Genomic DNA, 16368 nt, shown 5'->3' on the forward strand with positions numbered 1-16368 from the left:
GCCTTTTATCTGTTTAAGATCTTACATAGGCGTTGAATTTTTCGTTAACGGCTGCGATTATTTTTTGGTAAGATTCTTCTACTTCCTCATCCTTCAACGTTTTTTCTGGATGTTGATAAAGTAGGCTGTACGCTATGGATTTCTTACCTTTTTCCAAGTTGTCACCTTGATACAGGTCAAAGATATCTACACGATTAACAAGTGGTGCGCCAACTTCCTCAATAACCTTTTTCACGTCTCCAGCATGTACATTCTTGTCTAAAATAAACGCAATGTCCCTAGCAATGGAAGGATACTTCGGAATTGCAGTAAAGGATGGTACAGCATCATATGCCGCAAAGACTTCTTCCAGATTTAAATCAAATACATACGTTTCTTTTAAGTCAAGTTGTTTTTGAAGTGTTGGGTGCAGCTGACCAATGAACCCAACAGTTTTATCAGCAACTTTTACTACCGCACATCTTCCTGGATGCATATCAGTCACCTTGGTTTGACTATATGTTACTGGGATTTGCAGAAAATCAAATAATCCTTCAACAATTCCTTTCACAACATAAAAATCAACCTCTTTTTTCTCTTGCTGCCAAGCTTGCTCCGACCATATGCCAGTTAGAGCTCCGGAGATACGAAGTTGTTCATCTGGCTGTTCTGATAGTTCATTTTGTCCCGAAATAAAAATACTTCCCATTTCATAATAGCCAAGGTTTACTTGACTACGGGCGCGGTTATAGGATAGAACGTTTAATAGTTCCGGTAAAATACTAAGACGAAGATATTTGTGATCCTCGCTCATTGGCATTGCCAAAGCAACAGGCGACGCAGCTGAACTTGCAACCTCTGGGCTGATTAGACGTTTTACATCCCGCTCATTTGTTAAAGAATAGGTTAATGTTTCCATTAAACCTGCACCTTGAACAAAGTTTTTAACCCGGCGCTTTAATTGCTGTCTTACGGTCAAGCCTCCAGACTGTCCAGCACCTTCTGGCAATGTAAATGGAAGATTATCGTACCCGTAAATTCGAGCAACCTCTTCAAGCATATCTTCAAATAGTGTAATATCACCACGACGAGTAGGTACGTGAACCGTGAAATGATCGTCATCTTGCTTATAGTCAAATTGCAGTCGCTTAAGGATAGAAGCAATATCATCCGTTGTCATTTCTGTTCCTAGTCGATTGTTAATATGTGGTGTATCAATTTCGACGACTTTTTCTGTTCGGTCTAACCTATCAAATTCAGCAGTCCCAGCTATTACTTTACCACCAGCATATTGCTGCAGCAGTAAACATGCACGAGCTCCTGCTTTACGGACACGGTTTGGATCGACTCCTTTTTCAAACCTGGTACTGGACTCACTGCGCAGACCAGTTTGTTTTACCGTCTTTCTAACTGTAATGGCATCAAAATAAGCAGCTTCCAGTAAAACATTCGTTGTCTCACTCGCAACCTCTGAATCCAATCCGCCCATAACACCAGCTAATGCTACAGGTTCCTTACCATTTGTGATTACAAGATTCTCGTCAGTTAATATTCGCTCTTGTCCGTCCAATGTTGTTAGAGTCTCATCATGTTTCGCCCGGCGTACAACAATTTTTTCAGAGCCAAATCTATCATAATCAAACGCATGTAATGGCTGGCCATATTCGAGGAGTACATAATTTGTAATGTCAACAACATTATTAATTGGACGAATGCCAGCTGCCATTAAGTAATTTCTCATCCATAATGGAGATGGTTTGATTTCCACATCCTTTATCATAAATGCCCCGTAATAGGGATTTAATTCTGCTGCTTCGACTTCAACGGAAACATAATTAGCTACTGTTGCTGATTCTTCCACTTGAACTGCCTCATCTGGCAGTTTTACCGGCTGATCAAGTATTGCTGCAACCTCATATGCAATACCAAGCATGCTTAAAGCATCTGCACGATTTGCTAAAACATCCAATTCAAGGACAGCGTCATTTAAGTTGAGCAGCTCATCAACAGGTTCTCCGACTGTTGCCTCTTCTGGAAATACAAATATACCATCTGCAATATCGGTTGGGATATATTTTTCTTCGATACCCAGCTCTTTTAAGGAACAAATCATACCATTCGATTCAATTCCACGAAGCTTCACTTTTTTTATTTTGAAATTACCTGGAAGAACTGCTCCCGGCTTTGCTACAGCAACCTTTTGACCTTGTGCCACATTCGGTGCTCCACAAATAATTTGTAATTTCTCTTCACCTACATCAACTTGGCATAGGTTCAACTTATCTGCATCGGGATGTTTTTCACATGACTCTACATAGCCGACTACAACATTGGTACTCTTTTCTGCCACATATTCGACACCCTCTACTTCAATCCCTGACTTCGTAATTTTTGCGGCAAGCTCTTCAGGCGTTAAATTTCCTAAATCAACGTATTTTTTTAACCAGTTATATGATACTAACAATTGTTTTACCTCCTTCGTGATCTCACTTATGCTTTATGGTACTGTTTTAAGAATCGGATATCATTTGCATAGAAGTTCCGGATATCATTCACACCGTACTTCAGCATGGCAATTCGTTCAGGTCCCATTCCAAATGCAAATCCGCTGTATACTTCTGGGTCATATCCGCCCATTTCAAGTACTTTAGGGTGAACCATTCCTCCACCAAGAATCTCAATCCATCCAGTACCTTTGCACACACTGCATCCTTTTCCATCACACACCTTACAAGAAATATCCATCTCTACGGAAGGCTCTGTAAACGGGAAAAAACTAGGACGCAAACGGATTTCACGGTCTTCACCAAACATTTTCTTAGCGAATTTATCCAACGTACCTTTTAAATCACTCATTCGCACATTTTTGTCTACATAAAGCCCTTCAATTTGTGTAAATTGATGAGAGTGTGTTGCATCATCTGTGTCCCGGCGATACACTTTTCCAGGACAAATCATTTTAAAAGGCTTTTCACCGTTATATTCCTGCATCGTACGTGCTTGAACTGGTGATGTATGGGTACGAAGCAATAATTCATTCGTAATATAGAACGAATCCTGCATATCACGCGCTGGGTGATTCTTCGGTAAATTCAATGCTTCAAAATTAAAGTAGTCTGTCTCGACTTCCGGGCCTTCTCTTACTTCGTAGCCCATGCCAATAAACAAATCCTCAATCTCTTGAACGATATTCGTTAATAAGTGAGGACCACCTACCTTCACTGGACGGCCAGGTAATGTAACATCAATTGTCTCTTCTTCAAGTTGTTTCTCCAGTTCCGCTTGTTCTAGCTTTTCTGTTTTTTCTTCAAGTGCCGTTGTGATTGCAGTTCTTACATGGTTAGCAATTTCCCCGACAACTGGACGCTCTTCCTTCGAAAGCTTGCCCATTCCGCGAAGAACTCCCGTTAAGGATCCCTTTTTCCCTAGATACGCAACTTTAATATCTTGTAATTCTCGAATTGTCTCCGTTGCGGCAATTCTTTGCAATGCATCAGCCTGTAGAGCCTCTAATTGTTCTTTCATTGATAATTACCTCCTTGAATATGTGATTTTAAAAACTTGGCAAGTCGACCACGCCATCTAAGTGGAATACCTGTTGCTTTTGTACAAATAAAAAAAGCCTTCATCCCAAAAAGGGACGAGGCTATTATTTCGCGGTACCACCCTTGTTGACAGAATATATGTATGAAAAGCATACGTTTGCTGCCCAACTTAAACTTGATAACGGATTTATATCCGGAACACCTTTACTTCAGATTGAAGGTCCAAGTGCCAGCTCCAGAGTGAATTGTTCGTATTATTGCGATAGAAATGCTCCCAGTCTTAGGCATTTCCTCCCTGAATCACATTCTAAATAGGAACGAGCTCCTTCTTTGCTTACATATTGAGATTACATTCATTATAAATAATTTCGAACCCACTTGCAAGATTATCTTTTTAGGTGATACATAAGAATTCCTGCTGCAATACTTACATTTAATGATTCCGCTTGGCCATAGATTGGGATCTTTACCGACCTGTCTGCTTGCTCAATCAAATCAGCTTGTACTCCAGCCCCTTCATTACCTAATATAATCGCCATTTTATTACCTGGGATTATATCATTATAATTGGACGCATTTTCTAAAGCTGTTGCCCATATTGCAAAGCCTTCTTCTTTTAATGCTGAAACCATCTCTCCCAGGTTTGCATGAATAATTGGGATATGAAAAATAGAACCTTGCGTTGAACGAATGACCTTATCATTATAAAGATCGACTGTTCCATCTCCAAGCATAATCCCATCCATCCCTGCAGCATCTGCAGTTCGAATAATTGTTCCTAAATTTCCAGGATCCTGTATCGAATCAATAAGGAGTAAATGATTGCCACTGCGCAGTGTCTGTTGTCGACTTTCAATAACAGCAATAATTCCTTGTGGTGCCGCAGTTTGGGAGATGTATGCCATCACATTGTCGCTAATTGAAACGACTGGATAGTTGTCTGTCCAGCTTGGCAGCTCGACCCCCTCCTGTATAATAACTTCACGAACCGTCCAATTACTCTTTACCGCTTCCTCCACTAAATGGAATCCCTCTACAAGAAACGCACCAGCCTGTGTTCTTTCTTTTCGCTTATGGAGTTTTTTCCATTGTTTTACTTTTTCATTTTTTACTGACGTAATCATTGGTTTCATCCTTCTTATTATTTCTTTATCCATCATACATATTTTTATATACGTTGGTCAAACTATCCATAATTTGAAAAGTGGAGGAGTGTCTATATGAATTTAAATTTACGAAAAGCAATTCTGTCTAATATCGCAACCAACGATCAGCAGCAACTGGAGTCAACGATTGTTGACGCTATACAAAACGGTGAAGAAAAAATGCTTCCCGGTCTTGGTGTGCTATTTGAATTAATTTGGAATCAATCGGAAGAGCAAGATAAAAAAGAAATGGTTGATGCATTAGAACAAGGTGTTAAAGCCGCCACACAAAATTTACAATAAGAAACTATTCGGTGGAGGTTGTCTATCGCCTCCCCCTCCTTTATAAAATCCATCATATTCCCTTGAACATCCTCAACTGTGACTTTTTCTTTAAACTGTAAAATCAAATAAAAATAAGTATTTTTACCTAACCAGTGGTAAGATTCCTATAATTACTTCTAGTTTTACAGATTGTTTTTTACTTTTTATACCATTTCAATAAGTTGAATTACCTACTAAATTATCTTGAATTTAAAACGATCAAAAGCCTTTTGGATTACGATGTTTCGTATTTTTTTTAGCACCATTTGACTAGTTTGTTTTTAAATGATATAAAAAGTTGAAACAGTTTGTTATTATATGTTTCAGAGATTCATAATAAACTAAGTAAGAGGAAGGAAAAGAAAGGGGTAAGTTTGTGGAAGGTACAACGAATGAACAGCAGAAAAAAGGAATTTCCAAAGGGTTAATTGCACTTATTGTCGGTATTGTCGTATTAGCCGGAGGAACAGCCTTAGCATTTATGCTAATTAAGGATTCTCCGAAAAATGCATATTTTCTAGCTGAAAAAGATACGTGGGAATACATGGTGGAACGAGCGGAGGAACGTTATCAACCGGAATTTGACTGGTATGAAAAAACGCAAACTGACAAAACTGCTTCATCACTTGAATTAACTGCTGAATACAATGATCCAGCAGCAGGAAGCATGGGATACGGCATGGATCCTGCAACATTAATCAACAACTCTAGTATAAAGCTTGATTCTCAAACCGATATGGAAAACAAACAAGTTTATACTGGGATTTCAGCTAATATCGCTGGGATGGAGATAAATGATCTTCAAGTTTTTGTAACAGATGAGAAAGTTATGGTTGGGGTGCCTTTCTTAGAAGAAGTTTTACAATTAAATGATCAAGATTTTGGTCCACTCCTTCATGAAGTAGATCCAGCAACATTTACTGGTGAAGAAACACTTGGGTTAGATACGCTGTTTGAAAGTGCAGGAGAAATCTTCCCTGAAGAATACAAAACACATATAGAAGATGAATACTTCAAATTGATTTATGATGAATTGCCAGATGACGCATTTACAAGCAGCGATGAAACGGTAGAAGTTAATGGCGAATCTATTAATTCCGAAAAAATTGAGTTACACCTTACTGAGCAGCAATTTAAAGACATCTTAACTACTGTATTGGATAAGATGGAAAAGGATGATAAACTAAAAGAAATCATCAAGGAACAAATGGTTGCCCAGCAGTTTGGCGGTATCTATATGGAAGATGAATTGGATACATTTACTGAAGATTTTGAAGCTAGTATCACAGAAGCAAAAGATGGTATAGAAGAATTGCAGATTCCAAATGGATTAACATCATCACTATGGATTGCTGACAATAAGATTGTCCAACGTGAATTCGTTCTTGAAATGGGAACGAATGCTGAGGAACTAGCGAAAATTTCTATTACTGGTTCACAATTGTTAACAGATGAAAATCAATTCTTTGATTATGACGTTGCATTCTCAGATGCATACGAAGAAGGAACAATGAATATTACAGGTGATTTGAACTGGAAGGGTAACGAAGCTACAGATTCTATCAACCTAACAGTTGAAGATTTTGTTCTATCCTATGACGGAACAGAAACACTTGCAGATGGTACACGTGAATTTAATCGTGTGTTCACTGTTGAAGACCCTGCTAGCGGCGGCGGAAGCTTGCATTGGACAGGAGATGCAACATATGAAGCTGATAAAATGAATGCAGCACATCAAATTTCTTTAGAGACTCCAGACTTAAGTCAAGATATGTTCACATTAAATATGAATACAGAAGGCCAAACAATTGATTCTGTTGAAACATTGAGTGAAGATAATGTGAAGGATTTAGGTAGCATGTCTACTACAGAACTACAGGAATACTTTGAAAACGATGTAGCACCAAGCTTCCAGCAATGGCTGTTCGGCCTTATGTCTAGTGGCGGAATGGGATTCTAATTAGTTCTAACGGCTTTTAAACTACCTTTAATTTATAAACACGAAACGAGCGTGCCACAATGCATTACATGAGACACATACAATTATTTATAAAAAATCATTTAATGCAGCTAAGGAGGAAGTGGTCATCACTTCCTCTTCTTTTCATGTTTCCGGTTATTATTGTCGGGTTAGCTGCTGCAATTATAATTACATATTTTATACCTTCAGAGAATGAAACCGTTCAAGTAGGCTTAGTCAATTTAGATGAAAATGAACAAACTGAGCTGATCGTCCAGCTTATCGAACATTCTTCCCAACTGGGATCATTTATAGAAATACATAGTATGACTGAAAATGAAGCTAAAATAGCCATAGAAAATAATGAAATCAGTGCTTACATTACGTTTCCGGATAATTTCACAAGCCATCTAATGCAAGGGCAATCAGTGGAGATTCCTGTAACCGGAAATGCAAAGCAACATGCAGAAAGCTTTATGGTAAACGAGCTTATTGAAAGTGTTTCCCGTCACATACGTGCCTCACAAGCAAATATTCTTGCAATTAATTCCTATGCACGGGAATTCAATATGGATGATGAAGAGCGAAATGATTTTGTTTTCGAGCAATTTAAGGAGTTTTTATTCTATACAGTTGGACGTGACCGCGTTTTAATGGAACGAGAAATCACAAACCTAGCAACGTCGTCTCCCATTCAATATTTCACTGTCGGAAGCTGGTTTATTCTTGTTTCGATTTGGCTCTTAGCCATTTATATTTTTTTTACAAAAGAAAATCCAACACGTCTAAAAAATCGGATGCGACTTTATGGTGTACTCGAAATTCAGCAGACAATCGCAAAAATGTTTATTACCATCATCGTTACAGCATCCTTTGCTGGGCTATCTTTTATCGCTTTAGAAACTATCTTGGTGGAAACCGTTATTCTGGAGGATTACATTCGAATTACGTTACTCACATTGTTATATAGTGGAATTTTCGTGCAATGTCTTGCCATTATCGAATCACTTACCCAGTCACATAAGCTTCGATTACTCGTACAATCCGTATTCACGTTTGTGTCCATTATCATAAGCGGTGCGATTATTCCAGTTATTTACTATCCATTGTGGATTCAAAATCTGCTGCCCTATTTATTTTCATATGAAGCTTTAAGCTGGATACAAGATATTTTATTAAACAACCGACTCTATGCAGATTATATTCCCCTCCTTCTAATGAACGCTGCTGCAGCATTCATATTGACTAGTATTTCAATTTGGAAGGAGCGTGTTGCCATATGATGTCAATCATCCATACTCGATTGATGCACTGGAAGAAACACTGGATTTCCCATCTATTTTGGTTTCTCCTTCCAATACTTGCGACTGTTTGTATGATACAAATTACAAATGTAGTACAGGAGGATAGTAAAATCCCGATTGGTATGGTAGTTAAAGAAGATAGCGAGCTTGCAAATTCATTACTTGAAACAATGAAATCTTCCCCTCTTCTACGCGTCTATGAATTGAGCGAATCAGAAGCGCGCAGTCAGATCGAAAGTCATGAATTGGATAGTGCATTTATAATAGAAGACGGATATGAAGCAAAGATTTTACGCGGCAGTCGTAATCGCCTTATAACGAGCTATCAATCCAACCTTTCTTTTGCCTATACACCAATTCGAGAAATGCTTATTTCCTATGTGCAGCAGGACACGGGAAAAGTGAAAGCAGCTCATACCATTACCGATTTGCAAGAAAGGTTACAACCTGAAGCAATGGTTTCTTTTGATGAAATTATTGCGAAAACAAATGAAATTCAAGCACAGGAAAATTTACTTGCCACGACATTTTCTTTTTATAATGATGAAGGCGTAGGAATGAAGAATGACATCTCCATTTTAAATACATGGGGACTGTGGGCGATTTTCAGCATTTTATCCACGCTTTTATTGACCGATTGGCTGATTAAAGAGCGGCGTCCAGGACTTATGCCGCGTTTTGCTTTTATGCGTTTTACGTATAAAAATTATGCAATCCAAAATCTTGGATTTTATGTAATAGCTTTCTTGTTATTTGACGGTTTAAGTATCGTTGTTTTTAAACAATTGCTCAGTGAAAGTATCGATTTCAACCTGATTGGCGCAATTATTTCATTTAGAATTCTTATCAGTACAAGTGCTTTTTTACTAGCATTACTGTTTAAAAACAGCTACTTCTATTACAGTGTTTCATTTATTCTAGTCTTATTCTTAATTATTTTAAGCGGGGCTATACTTCCTATCGATGGACTGACAAAACGTTTTCCCTGGTTGTTAGATGTTAACCCGATTCAACCGTTCTTGGATCAAACATTCTGGAATCCATGGCTTTTAGTCCCCCTTGCCCTAGTTAGTATCTGGATTGCAAAAGGAGAGAAATTAAATGCTTGAAGTACAATCGATTACAAAATCCTATGGAAAAAAACTAATTTTAAACCAAATCTCCTTTTCCGTGCAGCCCGGTGAAATTATTGGTCTTGTTGGAGAAAATGGCGCGGGTAAGTCTACGTTATTAAACATTCTGGCTACCCTAGCAAGTCCTACAAACGGTAATATTGTACTTTATGAAAAGTCATACCGTGAAAAACGAAAAGAGGTACGTAAGCAGATTGGTTATGTTCCTCAGGATATTGCAATTTGGGAAGAGTTTTCCGTCGAAGAAAACATGGTCTTTTTTGAAAAGCTTTCATGGAAAAGAAGGTCGAAACAAGAATTACAACAGCTTTGTCTGGATATGGAGCTGGATAAATGGAAAGAACCTGTTAAAACGTTATCCGGTGGAATGAAACGGAAGCTGAACATGGCGATTAGTTTAATCCATGATCCCGACCTGTTGCTTCTTGATGAGCCAACCGTTGGCATCGATTTGAAATCCAGAAAGGAAATTGGTAATCACCTGAAAAATCTCGCGATAAAGGAAAATAAAATGATTATGTATACTTCTCATGATATGGATGAGATCAGCACGCTTTGTGATAGCATTATTTGTATTGGAGAAGATCCATTTTATAAGAATCTGCTTAAGGAAGCAAATAAACAAATTGTCACATTTTAGTATTGCTAAACCTGTCCACTAATCGTAAAATAATAGATAGAAGGATTGGAAAGGAGTGATTCCCGATGGAAATACGAGATTTACAGCAAATGATACAATATCAAGCACTATCGATTATGTCAGGTAATTCTGCTGCAACGTTATCAGAACCCAGCCAAACGTCGGCGATACCCTTTCAACAGTTATTATTAGAGAAAATAAATCAAGCGCAACGACTGAATAGCATACCTACAGATTATCGAAACAACATGCCATATAATATATACAATGCAAAACCAGATATTAGTTATAACGTTGTGGCTGCTGCACCAAACTATAGTAATCAGCCAGGTCCTACGAATTATCAAGCGCATATAACCGAAGCAGCACAAAAATATGGGGTTGATGAAAACCTGATCCACGCTGTTATTAAGCATGAGTCCAATTACAATGCGATGGCAAAAAGTTCTGCTGGCGCCCAAGGATTGATGCAGCTCATGCCAGGAACAGCAGCAGGCTTAGGTGTAACGAATTCCTATGACGCACGCCAGAACATTGATGGTGGTACAAAGTATTTAAGCCAAATGCTTACACGTTATAACGGAAACATTGAACTTGCTTTAGCAGCTTATAATGCTGGCCCAGGAAATGTAGAAAAATATCAAGGTATTCCACCGTTTAATGAAACACAAAATTACGTTCGAAAAGTTATGGGGAGTTATCTTGCTTAGATTTATTTTAAAGGAAATTCCGATGATTTGGAGTTTCCTTTTTTATGTTGCCGAGAATCGGTTTTGTATTATGGGGAGATGCTTTCGAGTATAAACCTTCCTGTAGAGCAAGCATTTCAAATGGTAGTTGGGTGGCCGTTCTTTAAGAACGCTCATAGCTCCTCCTATTAGTGTGAGTTAACATTTATAAGAAATGAGTAGTTATGGTGTAGAACTTGTGAGGTACGATAACATGTAGGTTATTGCTGCTAGAATTAAAAAAGCAGAAAACAATAACCCTTTTTGAAACTTGGTCCAATTCTTCGTCCAACTCCAACGTTTTCCTTCCCTATCCAACCAAAAGTAATCGAAGACCACTGCTATTACAATAATTAAGAAAACTAATAATTTATCCAAGGGCTTTCTCCTCCTTTGAATATCACTATACTATCTAAAAAGCCTAATCAACACTATAGATTTCCTCTTGTGTCGGTGTCGTATTCAACTCTTCTGCCCACTAGTAAGATAACTCCTTTTGTAATAATAGCATACTATTCAAACAATAATCCTCGAAGAAAAAAGCGACTGTTTTAATATTCGCTTCGTTTAACTTTTGCGTCCGTTTGTATTATATAAGTATATTATCCGGGTAAGCTAACAATCTTGCATGTATATCAAGAACTACGCCTATAAAAAATGAACGGCTATTTCATTAATTCCGTAATATAATATACACTAAGTAAATAATGTAGGCGGCGACAAGCACTAATCCTTCCCGCTTTCCAACTTTGAAGCTGGTTCTTGAGAATACCAATAATATAATAGTCAGTGCAATCATAAGAATGACATCAATAAACATTTTATCATTTGCCGCTAATGGAGAGATAGAAGCCGAGGCACCAAGCACAAATAAGATATTAAAAATATTACTCCCGACAATATTGCCGAGTGCGATTTCACTTTCTTTTTTCAGTGCTGCAGAGACGGAAGTAACAAGTTCAGGAAGGGATGTTCCAATTGCAATAATCGTTAACCCCACCAATGTTTCACTCATGCCAAGAGAGTAAGCAATTTCTGTACCGTTAGCTACTACCAGATCCCCCCCAAATATAATTGCAGCCAACCCTAATATGGTAATTAATATATTTTTACCCCAGCTGATCTCCTCAGTGACTGGTTCGTCTGCTGTATCTTTTCGGCTTTTAAGTCCAATTTCAATTACATAGTACATAAAGATGGATAAGAACAATAAAAAGATAAATCCATCATTGCGTGTCAGCAAGTTGCTACCAGATCCTTGCAATGCAATATCACTCATAAGAATTAGCAATGCCGCACTTGCGAGTAAGGTAAATGGGATTTCTTTTCTAATAGTCTCATTTTCAACTCTCAAAGGATATAAGAAAGCTGCCACGCCAGCAACAAGGGTAATGTTAAAAATATTGCTTCCAACTACGTTCCCCAGTGCAACATCTGCATTTCCTTCCAGTGCTGCAATAATACTGACAGTTGCTTCCGGTGAACTGGTTCCAAAAGCCACAATGGTTAAGCCGATTAAAATAGACGGAACCCGTAACAGTTTAGCAATATTGGAAGATCCGTCAACAAAAAGGTCAGCACCTTTTATCAACAATGCAAAGCCAATAATTAATAAAATATAAGCCATATATTTGTTCTCCCTATCTCGTTCAGTTTGTATTTTTTCTAATTACTATAAATACATACCCTATTATTACGGAATTAAAAATGATAATGTAAAACTACTTCTAAAAGGACGCACTAATTCAGGGGCACAGGCTATTGCAGTACAATCTTTTCTGATGTTAGCTGGTATAGTGGAACGGCGTCAATACCTTGATTATTACTTCTATTTTTTTAAAAATAAATCGGATTAGCCCATAACCAAATTGCTACACCAGCAAAAACCAAGTCTTGCTTCACTCTTGCACCCGTTAGTGAAACAATCTATTCGATATCATCTATATGGTTTCCCTCCTCATCGATTTGGAAACTACCTCCACCAAAACTCCAACCTCTATTTTCAACAAATTCAATAAACGCATCTAAAAATTCTTCTTGTGTTAAATCGTCACTGTTATTTGCATAAATACTGCCCTCTATCTGAACTCTAATTGCTCCCATACAGAATTATCTACTTCATTCACCGATAGACTTACCCAATCTTCCATTTTTTCAAAAATAGTCTGATTATTATAATCTTGAATTTCATCTGGTATTATAAAAGGTTTGGATGACGCTAAAAATGTAATTCCAGACATTTCTTTATTACCTCCAATAACTACTGTAAAAAATATATTTCCATGTTCAACTCTTCTCTCCGTTAATTTAAGTAGATTTTTCACACACCTCCATACATCATTCCTATATAAATTCAGTTTACATTAAACTACTTATTTAAGAAAATCCTTTAAAAGATTTACTAAATGCTCGTTTTCTAATAAAAAATGCTAAGTTGAACAGGAATTTTTGTTAATCTTTACAATTCATTATCAGCTATACTGACTTTAAAAATTATAAATTAGATCGTAAAAAGCACGGCTGCATCACAGCCGTGCTCAACTCTTATTCATATTCTTTTTCAATTTGAATGGTGCTTCTCACTGTATCAATTGGACGCACCATTTTTTCGATCTGTTCACGTTTCTTCTCAAGGAATGGCGGCAATGATAATTTTTCACCAAGTGTTTCATATGGCTCATCGCCCATGAATCCAGGTCCCTTTGTTGCAAATTCAAATAAAATTTGTGGTGCAACACGAGCATAAAGCGATCCAAAGAAGAAACGGTCAACAAAGCCTGACGTCTGGAAGCCAAATCCCTGCATGCGTTTGTTCCATTCATCGAGTTCAGCGCGATCTTCTACTGCGAAGGCAGCGTGGTGTACTGTACCATAGCCTTGACGAGCAACCGGAAGCACGGTATTATGTTCAACAACTACTTGTGCTCCATTTCCACCCTCTCCAACTTCAAATAGATGAAAATCTTTCTCTTGTGCAATTTCTTTAAACCCGAATACTTTTTCAAGCACCTCTTTAAAATAATCAAATTGAGCAATTCGGACAAAAATTGGTCCTAATCCGGTAATTGCATACTCTAATGGAATTGGCCCATTTTTCCAAGGAGTACCTGAAGCAATCCCTGCATTATGTTCATCAGAAATTAACTGGTAGTGCTGTTCATCAAAATCAATAAATGATAATGTCTTTTTACCGAATTGTTCTTTAATACCTGTGTGCTTCACTTCTAAACGATCGAAACGTTTTACCCAATATTCTAATGCTGCATCGCTCGGCACGCGGAAGGATGTTTTAGCTATCTCATTTGTTCCATGAACTCCTTTTGGTATTCCTGGAAAATCAAAGAACGTCATATCTGTTCCAGCATTTCCTTCATCATCTGCGAAGAATAAATGATAGGTTTGAATGTCATCCTGGTTAACTGTCTTTTTAACAAGACGCATTCCTAATGTAAAAGTAAAAAATTCATAGTTCTTTTCCGCACTGCTTGTAATGGCAGTAACATGGTGCATTCCTTGTAACTGGTTCATTTATAATTCCTCCATGTAGTTAAGAATATATCGTAATTAAAACATCTTTAATTAAATATAAATATAACATGTACATTTCTTACTGTCAATAGTTACAAATTATAACTAACGAGTAATTTGCTAATAAAAAACCCGGAACCTGGCTTAAATCTGCCTGTTCCGAGTTTACAAAAGTCAAAAAGCATGTGTATATAAAAAAGTCCATCTATTTATGCTAATGCAAGCTCTCTAACCGTGGTTGCATCTAATTTCTTAATCACTTCCACAATTAATTTTACTGCGTTTTCGAAGTCATCTCGATGTAAAATGCCAGCATGGGAATGAATATAACGTGTTGCAATCGTAATAGATAGGGATGGTACTCCGTGTCCTGTTAAATGAATGGATCCGGAATCGGTGCCCCCACCTGCCATCGATGTAAATTGATATGGAATATTCTTCTCATCAGCAGTTTTCACAACAAGATCACGCAAGCCTTTATGGGATACCATGGAAGCATCATATAAGACAATTTGTGGACCCTTTCCGAGTTTACTATCTGCATCACTCTCTTTAATTCCAGGAGTATCTCCGGCAATTCCTACATCAACACCAAAGCCGATATCGGGTTGAATTGCATGAGCTGAAGTCTTTGCTCCACGTAAGCCTACCTCTTCCTGAATCGTACCTACACCATAGACAACATTCGGATGTTCTCCATCTTTTAATCGCTTCAATACTTCGATGGCAATTGCAAGTCCAATTCGATTGTCCCATGCTTTTGCAAGCAATAATTTTTCATTTTTCATTGGTGTAAATTCAAAATAAGGTACAACCGAATCGCCTGGCTTCACACCAAATTCTGTTACTTCCTCTTTGCTGGATGCCCCAATATCAATAAACATATCTTTAATTTCGTATGGCTTCTTACGTGCTTCTGCACTTAGAATATGCGGAGGTTTTGAGCCGATAACACCTGTTATATCTCCTTTACTTCCCATAATGGTAACACGCTGTGCTAGCATAACTTGATTCCACCAGCCTCCAACCGTTTGAAAGTAAACGAAACCATTATCATCAATGCGCGTAACCATAAAGCCAATTTCATCCAAGTGACCCGCAACCATAATTTTCGGGCCATCCGCTTTGCCAACTTTTTTAGCAATCGAGCTTCCAAGATTATCTACTGTTACCTCATCAGCAAGTGGACGAATATAGGATTCAAATACGTCCCTCACTTCTTTTTCATTACCCGGAATGCCATTTGCATCCGTTAAGGCTTTAAGCATGGATAGCGTTTCATCTAACTTGGTCATATGTAAAAAAACCTCCCGTGTTTAGTTTATGTACTACTCATTATACGCTTCATAAAGAAAACCACAAACCTGAATATGTTTTATCTACTTCTACTAATGTATCTCTTTTTTAAAAAAGTATGTATCAAACGAACAACGTCAAATAGGGGTATCTTTATTAGCTTTACTTTTATACACCAGAAGAACCAAAACCTCCGCTGTCTCGATCAGAGCTAGATAATGCATCCTCCTCTTGAACTAGTTTTACTTTTAAGACCGGAGCAATAACCATCTGAGCTATTCTCATTTGTTTTTCTACTTTAAAATCTTCTTTTCCATGGTTAATTAAAATAATCTTGATTTCTCCTCGATATCCTTCATCAATTGTTCCTGGGCTATTCAATACCGTGATAGCATGTTTTAAAGCTAACCCACTTCTCGGTCTAACCTGTGCTTCTGTCCCCTTCGGCAATTCCATCTGGATTCCTGTACGTATTAATGCAGTTTCTCCAGCTTTGATAATTTCTTCCTCTATTGAAAATAAATCTAAGCCCGCATCGCCTTCATTCGCGCGGTATGGCATTTTCGCATCTTCATGGATTAGCTTAATTTTTAATGTATGTGTCATTTCTATCCCCCATTTTATTCATATTTTATGCCAGTCAATTATATATAACGTGTTATGTTATTTCATATATGTATACTGGTAAGATTTTTTAAAGAAGAAAGTCCTGATTCAAGCTAGATTTAGTACGCTTCCATATTGTATCATGTTTTTTTAAAATAAGTGAAACCTATCTCGACCTTA

Annotated in this window: 16 protein-coding genes; 6 read left to right on the forward strand and 10 right to left on the reverse strand. The window is 37.6% G+C overall.

The features are described from left to right. Positions 1–13 precede the first annotated feature (13 nt). The 3 genes from pheT to NST46_RS17780 form a co-directional block, all read right to left on the reverse strand. Complete coding sequence (gene pheT, locus NST46_RS17770; protein ID WP_303447388.1) at positions 14–2443, reverse strand: phenylalanine--tRNA ligase subunit beta; 2430 nt, start codon at positions 2441–2443, stop codon at positions 14–16. Positions 2444–2469: 26 nt separating this feature from the next. Beyond that, the gene (pheS, locus tag NST46_RS17775) at positions 2470–3504 is read right to left on the reverse strand and encodes a phenylalanine--tRNA ligase subunit alpha (protein ID WP_095307264.1); all 1035 of its coding nucleotides are present in this window, start codon (positions 3502–3504) and stop codon (positions 2470–2472) included. A 406-nt stretch (positions 3505–3910) separates the two neighbouring features. Beyond that, positions 3911–4648 carry a TrmH family RNA methyltransferase gene (locus tag NST46_RS17780; RefSeq protein WP_341137531.1) on the reverse strand — a complete coding sequence of 246 codons (738 nt, stop codon included), beginning with the start codon at positions 4646–4648 and terminating at the stop codon, positions 3911–3913. A 96-nt stretch (positions 4649–4744) separates the two neighbouring features. On the opposite strand from NST46_RS17780, the gene sspI reads away from it, so the two are divergent. The 6 genes from sspI to NST46_RS17810 all read left to right on the forward strand — a co-directional run bounded on the left by sspI (position 4745) and on the right by NST46_RS17810 (position 10740). Further along, positions 4745–4972: a small acid-soluble spore protein SspI gene (gene sspI, locus NST46_RS17785; protein ID WP_095307266.1), complete on the forward strand. Its 228-nt coding sequence runs from the start codon at positions 4745–4747 to the stop codon at positions 4970–4972. A 397-nt stretch (positions 4973–5369) separates the two neighbouring features. Next, positions 5370–6953: a DUF6583 family protein gene (locus NST46_RS17790; protein WP_340001848.1), complete on the forward strand. Its 1584-nt coding sequence runs from the start codon at positions 5370–5372 to the stop codon at positions 6951–6953. Between the two features lie 104 nt (positions 6954–7057). Next, positions 7058–8236, forward strand: coding sequence for an ABC transporter permease (locus NST46_RS17795; protein WP_341137758.1), 1179 nt, complete (start codon positions 7058–7060; stop codon positions 8234–8236). Continuing rightward, positions 8233–9366: an ABC transporter permease gene (locus tag NST46_RS17800; protein WP_303447394.1), complete on the forward strand. Its 1134-nt coding sequence runs from the start codon at positions 8233–8235 to the stop codon at positions 9364–9366. The genes NST46_RS17795 and NST46_RS17800 overlap by 4 nt, the downstream gene beginning before the upstream one ends. Next, on the forward strand, positions 9359–10030 hold the full coding sequence (locus NST46_RS17805) for an ABC transporter ATP-binding protein (protein WP_303447395.1): 672 nt from the start codon (positions 9359–9361) through the stop codon (positions 10028–10030). The genes NST46_RS17800 and NST46_RS17805 overlap by 8 nt, the downstream gene beginning before the upstream one ends. Positions 10031–10095: 65 nt before the next feature. Then, the gene (locus NST46_RS17810) at positions 10096–10740 is read left to right on the forward strand and encodes a lytic transglycosylase domain-containing protein (protein ID WP_118889058.1); all 645 of its coding nucleotides are present in this window, start codon (positions 10096–10098) and stop codon (positions 10738–10740) included. Between the two features lie 201 nt (positions 10741–10941). Here NST46_RS17810 and NST46_RS17815 read toward each other — a convergent pair whose 3' ends face one another. From NST46_RS17815 to dut, 7 genes are all read right to left on the reverse strand, one after another. Next, entirely contained in the window at positions 10942–11136 is a 195-nt protein-coding gene (locus NST46_RS17815; RefSeq protein WP_095307273.1) for a hypothetical protein, read from the reverse strand. Between the two features lie 295 nt (positions 11137–11431). Then, positions 11432–12385, reverse strand: a complete 954-nt coding sequence (locus tag NST46_RS17820) for a calcium/sodium antiporter (protein ID WP_303447397.1) — start codon at positions 12383–12385, stop codon at positions 11432–11434. A gap of 299 nt (positions 12386–12684) precedes the next feature. Beyond that, complete coding sequence (locus NST46_RS17825; RefSeq protein ID WP_341137532.1) at positions 12685–12861, reverse strand: hypothetical protein; 177 nt, start codon at positions 12859–12861, stop codon at positions 12685–12687. Further along, positions 12837–13082 carry a hypothetical protein gene (locus NST46_RS17830; RefSeq protein WP_341137533.1) on the reverse strand — a complete coding sequence of 82 codons (246 nt, stop codon included), beginning with the start codon at positions 13080–13082 and terminating at the stop codon, positions 12837–12839. The genes NST46_RS17825 and NST46_RS17830 overlap by 25 nt, the downstream gene beginning before the upstream one ends. A gap of 220 nt (positions 13083–13302) precedes the next feature. After that, positions 13303–14286 (reverse strand): ring-cleaving dioxygenase, encoded by a 984-nt coding sequence (locus NST46_RS17835; protein ID WP_118889055.1) that lies wholly within the window; start codon positions 14284–14286, stop codon positions 13303–13305. A 209-nt stretch (positions 14287–14495) separates the two neighbouring features. Then, positions 14496–15581: a M42 family metallopeptidase gene (locus tag NST46_RS17840; RefSeq protein WP_341137534.1), complete on the reverse strand. Its 1086-nt coding sequence runs from the start codon at positions 15579–15581 to the stop codon at positions 14496–14498. 169 nt (positions 15582–15750) lie between these two features. Then, positions 15751–16188, reverse strand: a complete 438-nt coding sequence (dut, locus tag NST46_RS17845) for a dUTP diphosphatase (protein ID WP_303447402.1) — start codon at positions 16186–16188, stop codon at positions 15751–15753. Positions 16189–16368: the final 180 nt, after the last annotated feature.

The organism is Oceanobacillus sp. FSL W7-1309 (genome assembly GCF_038002145.1).
GTDB classification, from domain to species: domain Bacteria; phylum Bacillota; class Bacilli; order Bacillales; family Amphibacillaceae; genus Oceanobacillus; species Oceanobacillus profundus.

Coding starts and splice junctions, on each gene's coding strand:
- pheS (WP_095307264.1), bottom strand. CDS start 3,504: ATGAAAGAACAATTAGAGGCTCTACAGGCTGATGCATTGCAAAGAATT.
- NST46_RS17780 (WP_341137531.1), bottom strand. CDS start 4,648: ATGATTACGTCAGTAAAAAATGAAAAAGTAAAACAATGGAAAAAACTC.
- sspI (WP_095307266.1), top strand. CDS start 4,745: ATGAATTTAAATTTACGAAAAGCAATTCTGTCTAATATCGCAACCAAC.
- NST46_RS17795 (WP_341137758.1), top strand. CDS start 7,058: ATGCAGCTAAGGAGGAAGTGGTCATCACTTCCTCTTCTTTTCATGTTT.
- NST46_RS17800 (WP_303447394.1), top strand. CDS start 8,233: ATGATGTCAATCATCCATACTCGATTGATGCACTGGAAGAAACACTGG.
- NST46_RS17805 (WP_303447395.1), top strand. CDS start 9,359: ATGCTTGAAGTACAATCGATTACAAAATCCTATGGAAAAAAACTAATT.
- NST46_RS17810 (WP_118889058.1), top strand. CDS start 10,096: ATGGAAATACGAGATTTACAGCAAATGATACAATATCAAGCACTATCG.
- NST46_RS17820 (WP_303447397.1), bottom strand. CDS start 12,385: ATGGCTTATATTTTATTAATTATTGGCTTTGCATTGTTGATAAAAGGT.
- NST46_RS17825 (WP_341137532.1), bottom strand. CDS start 12,861: ATGGGAGCAATTAGAGTTCAGATAGAGGGCAGTATTTATGCAAATAAC.
- NST46_RS17835 (WP_118889055.1), bottom strand. CDS start 14,286: ATGAACCAGTTACAAGGAATGCACCATGTTACTGCCATTACAAGCAGT.
- NST46_RS17840 (WP_341137534.1), bottom strand. CDS start 15,581: ATGACCAAGTTAGATGAAACGCTATCCATGCTTAAAGCCTTAACGGAT.
- dut (WP_303447402.1), bottom strand. CDS start 16,188: ATGACACATACATTAAAAATTAAGCTAATCCATGAAGATGCGAAAATG.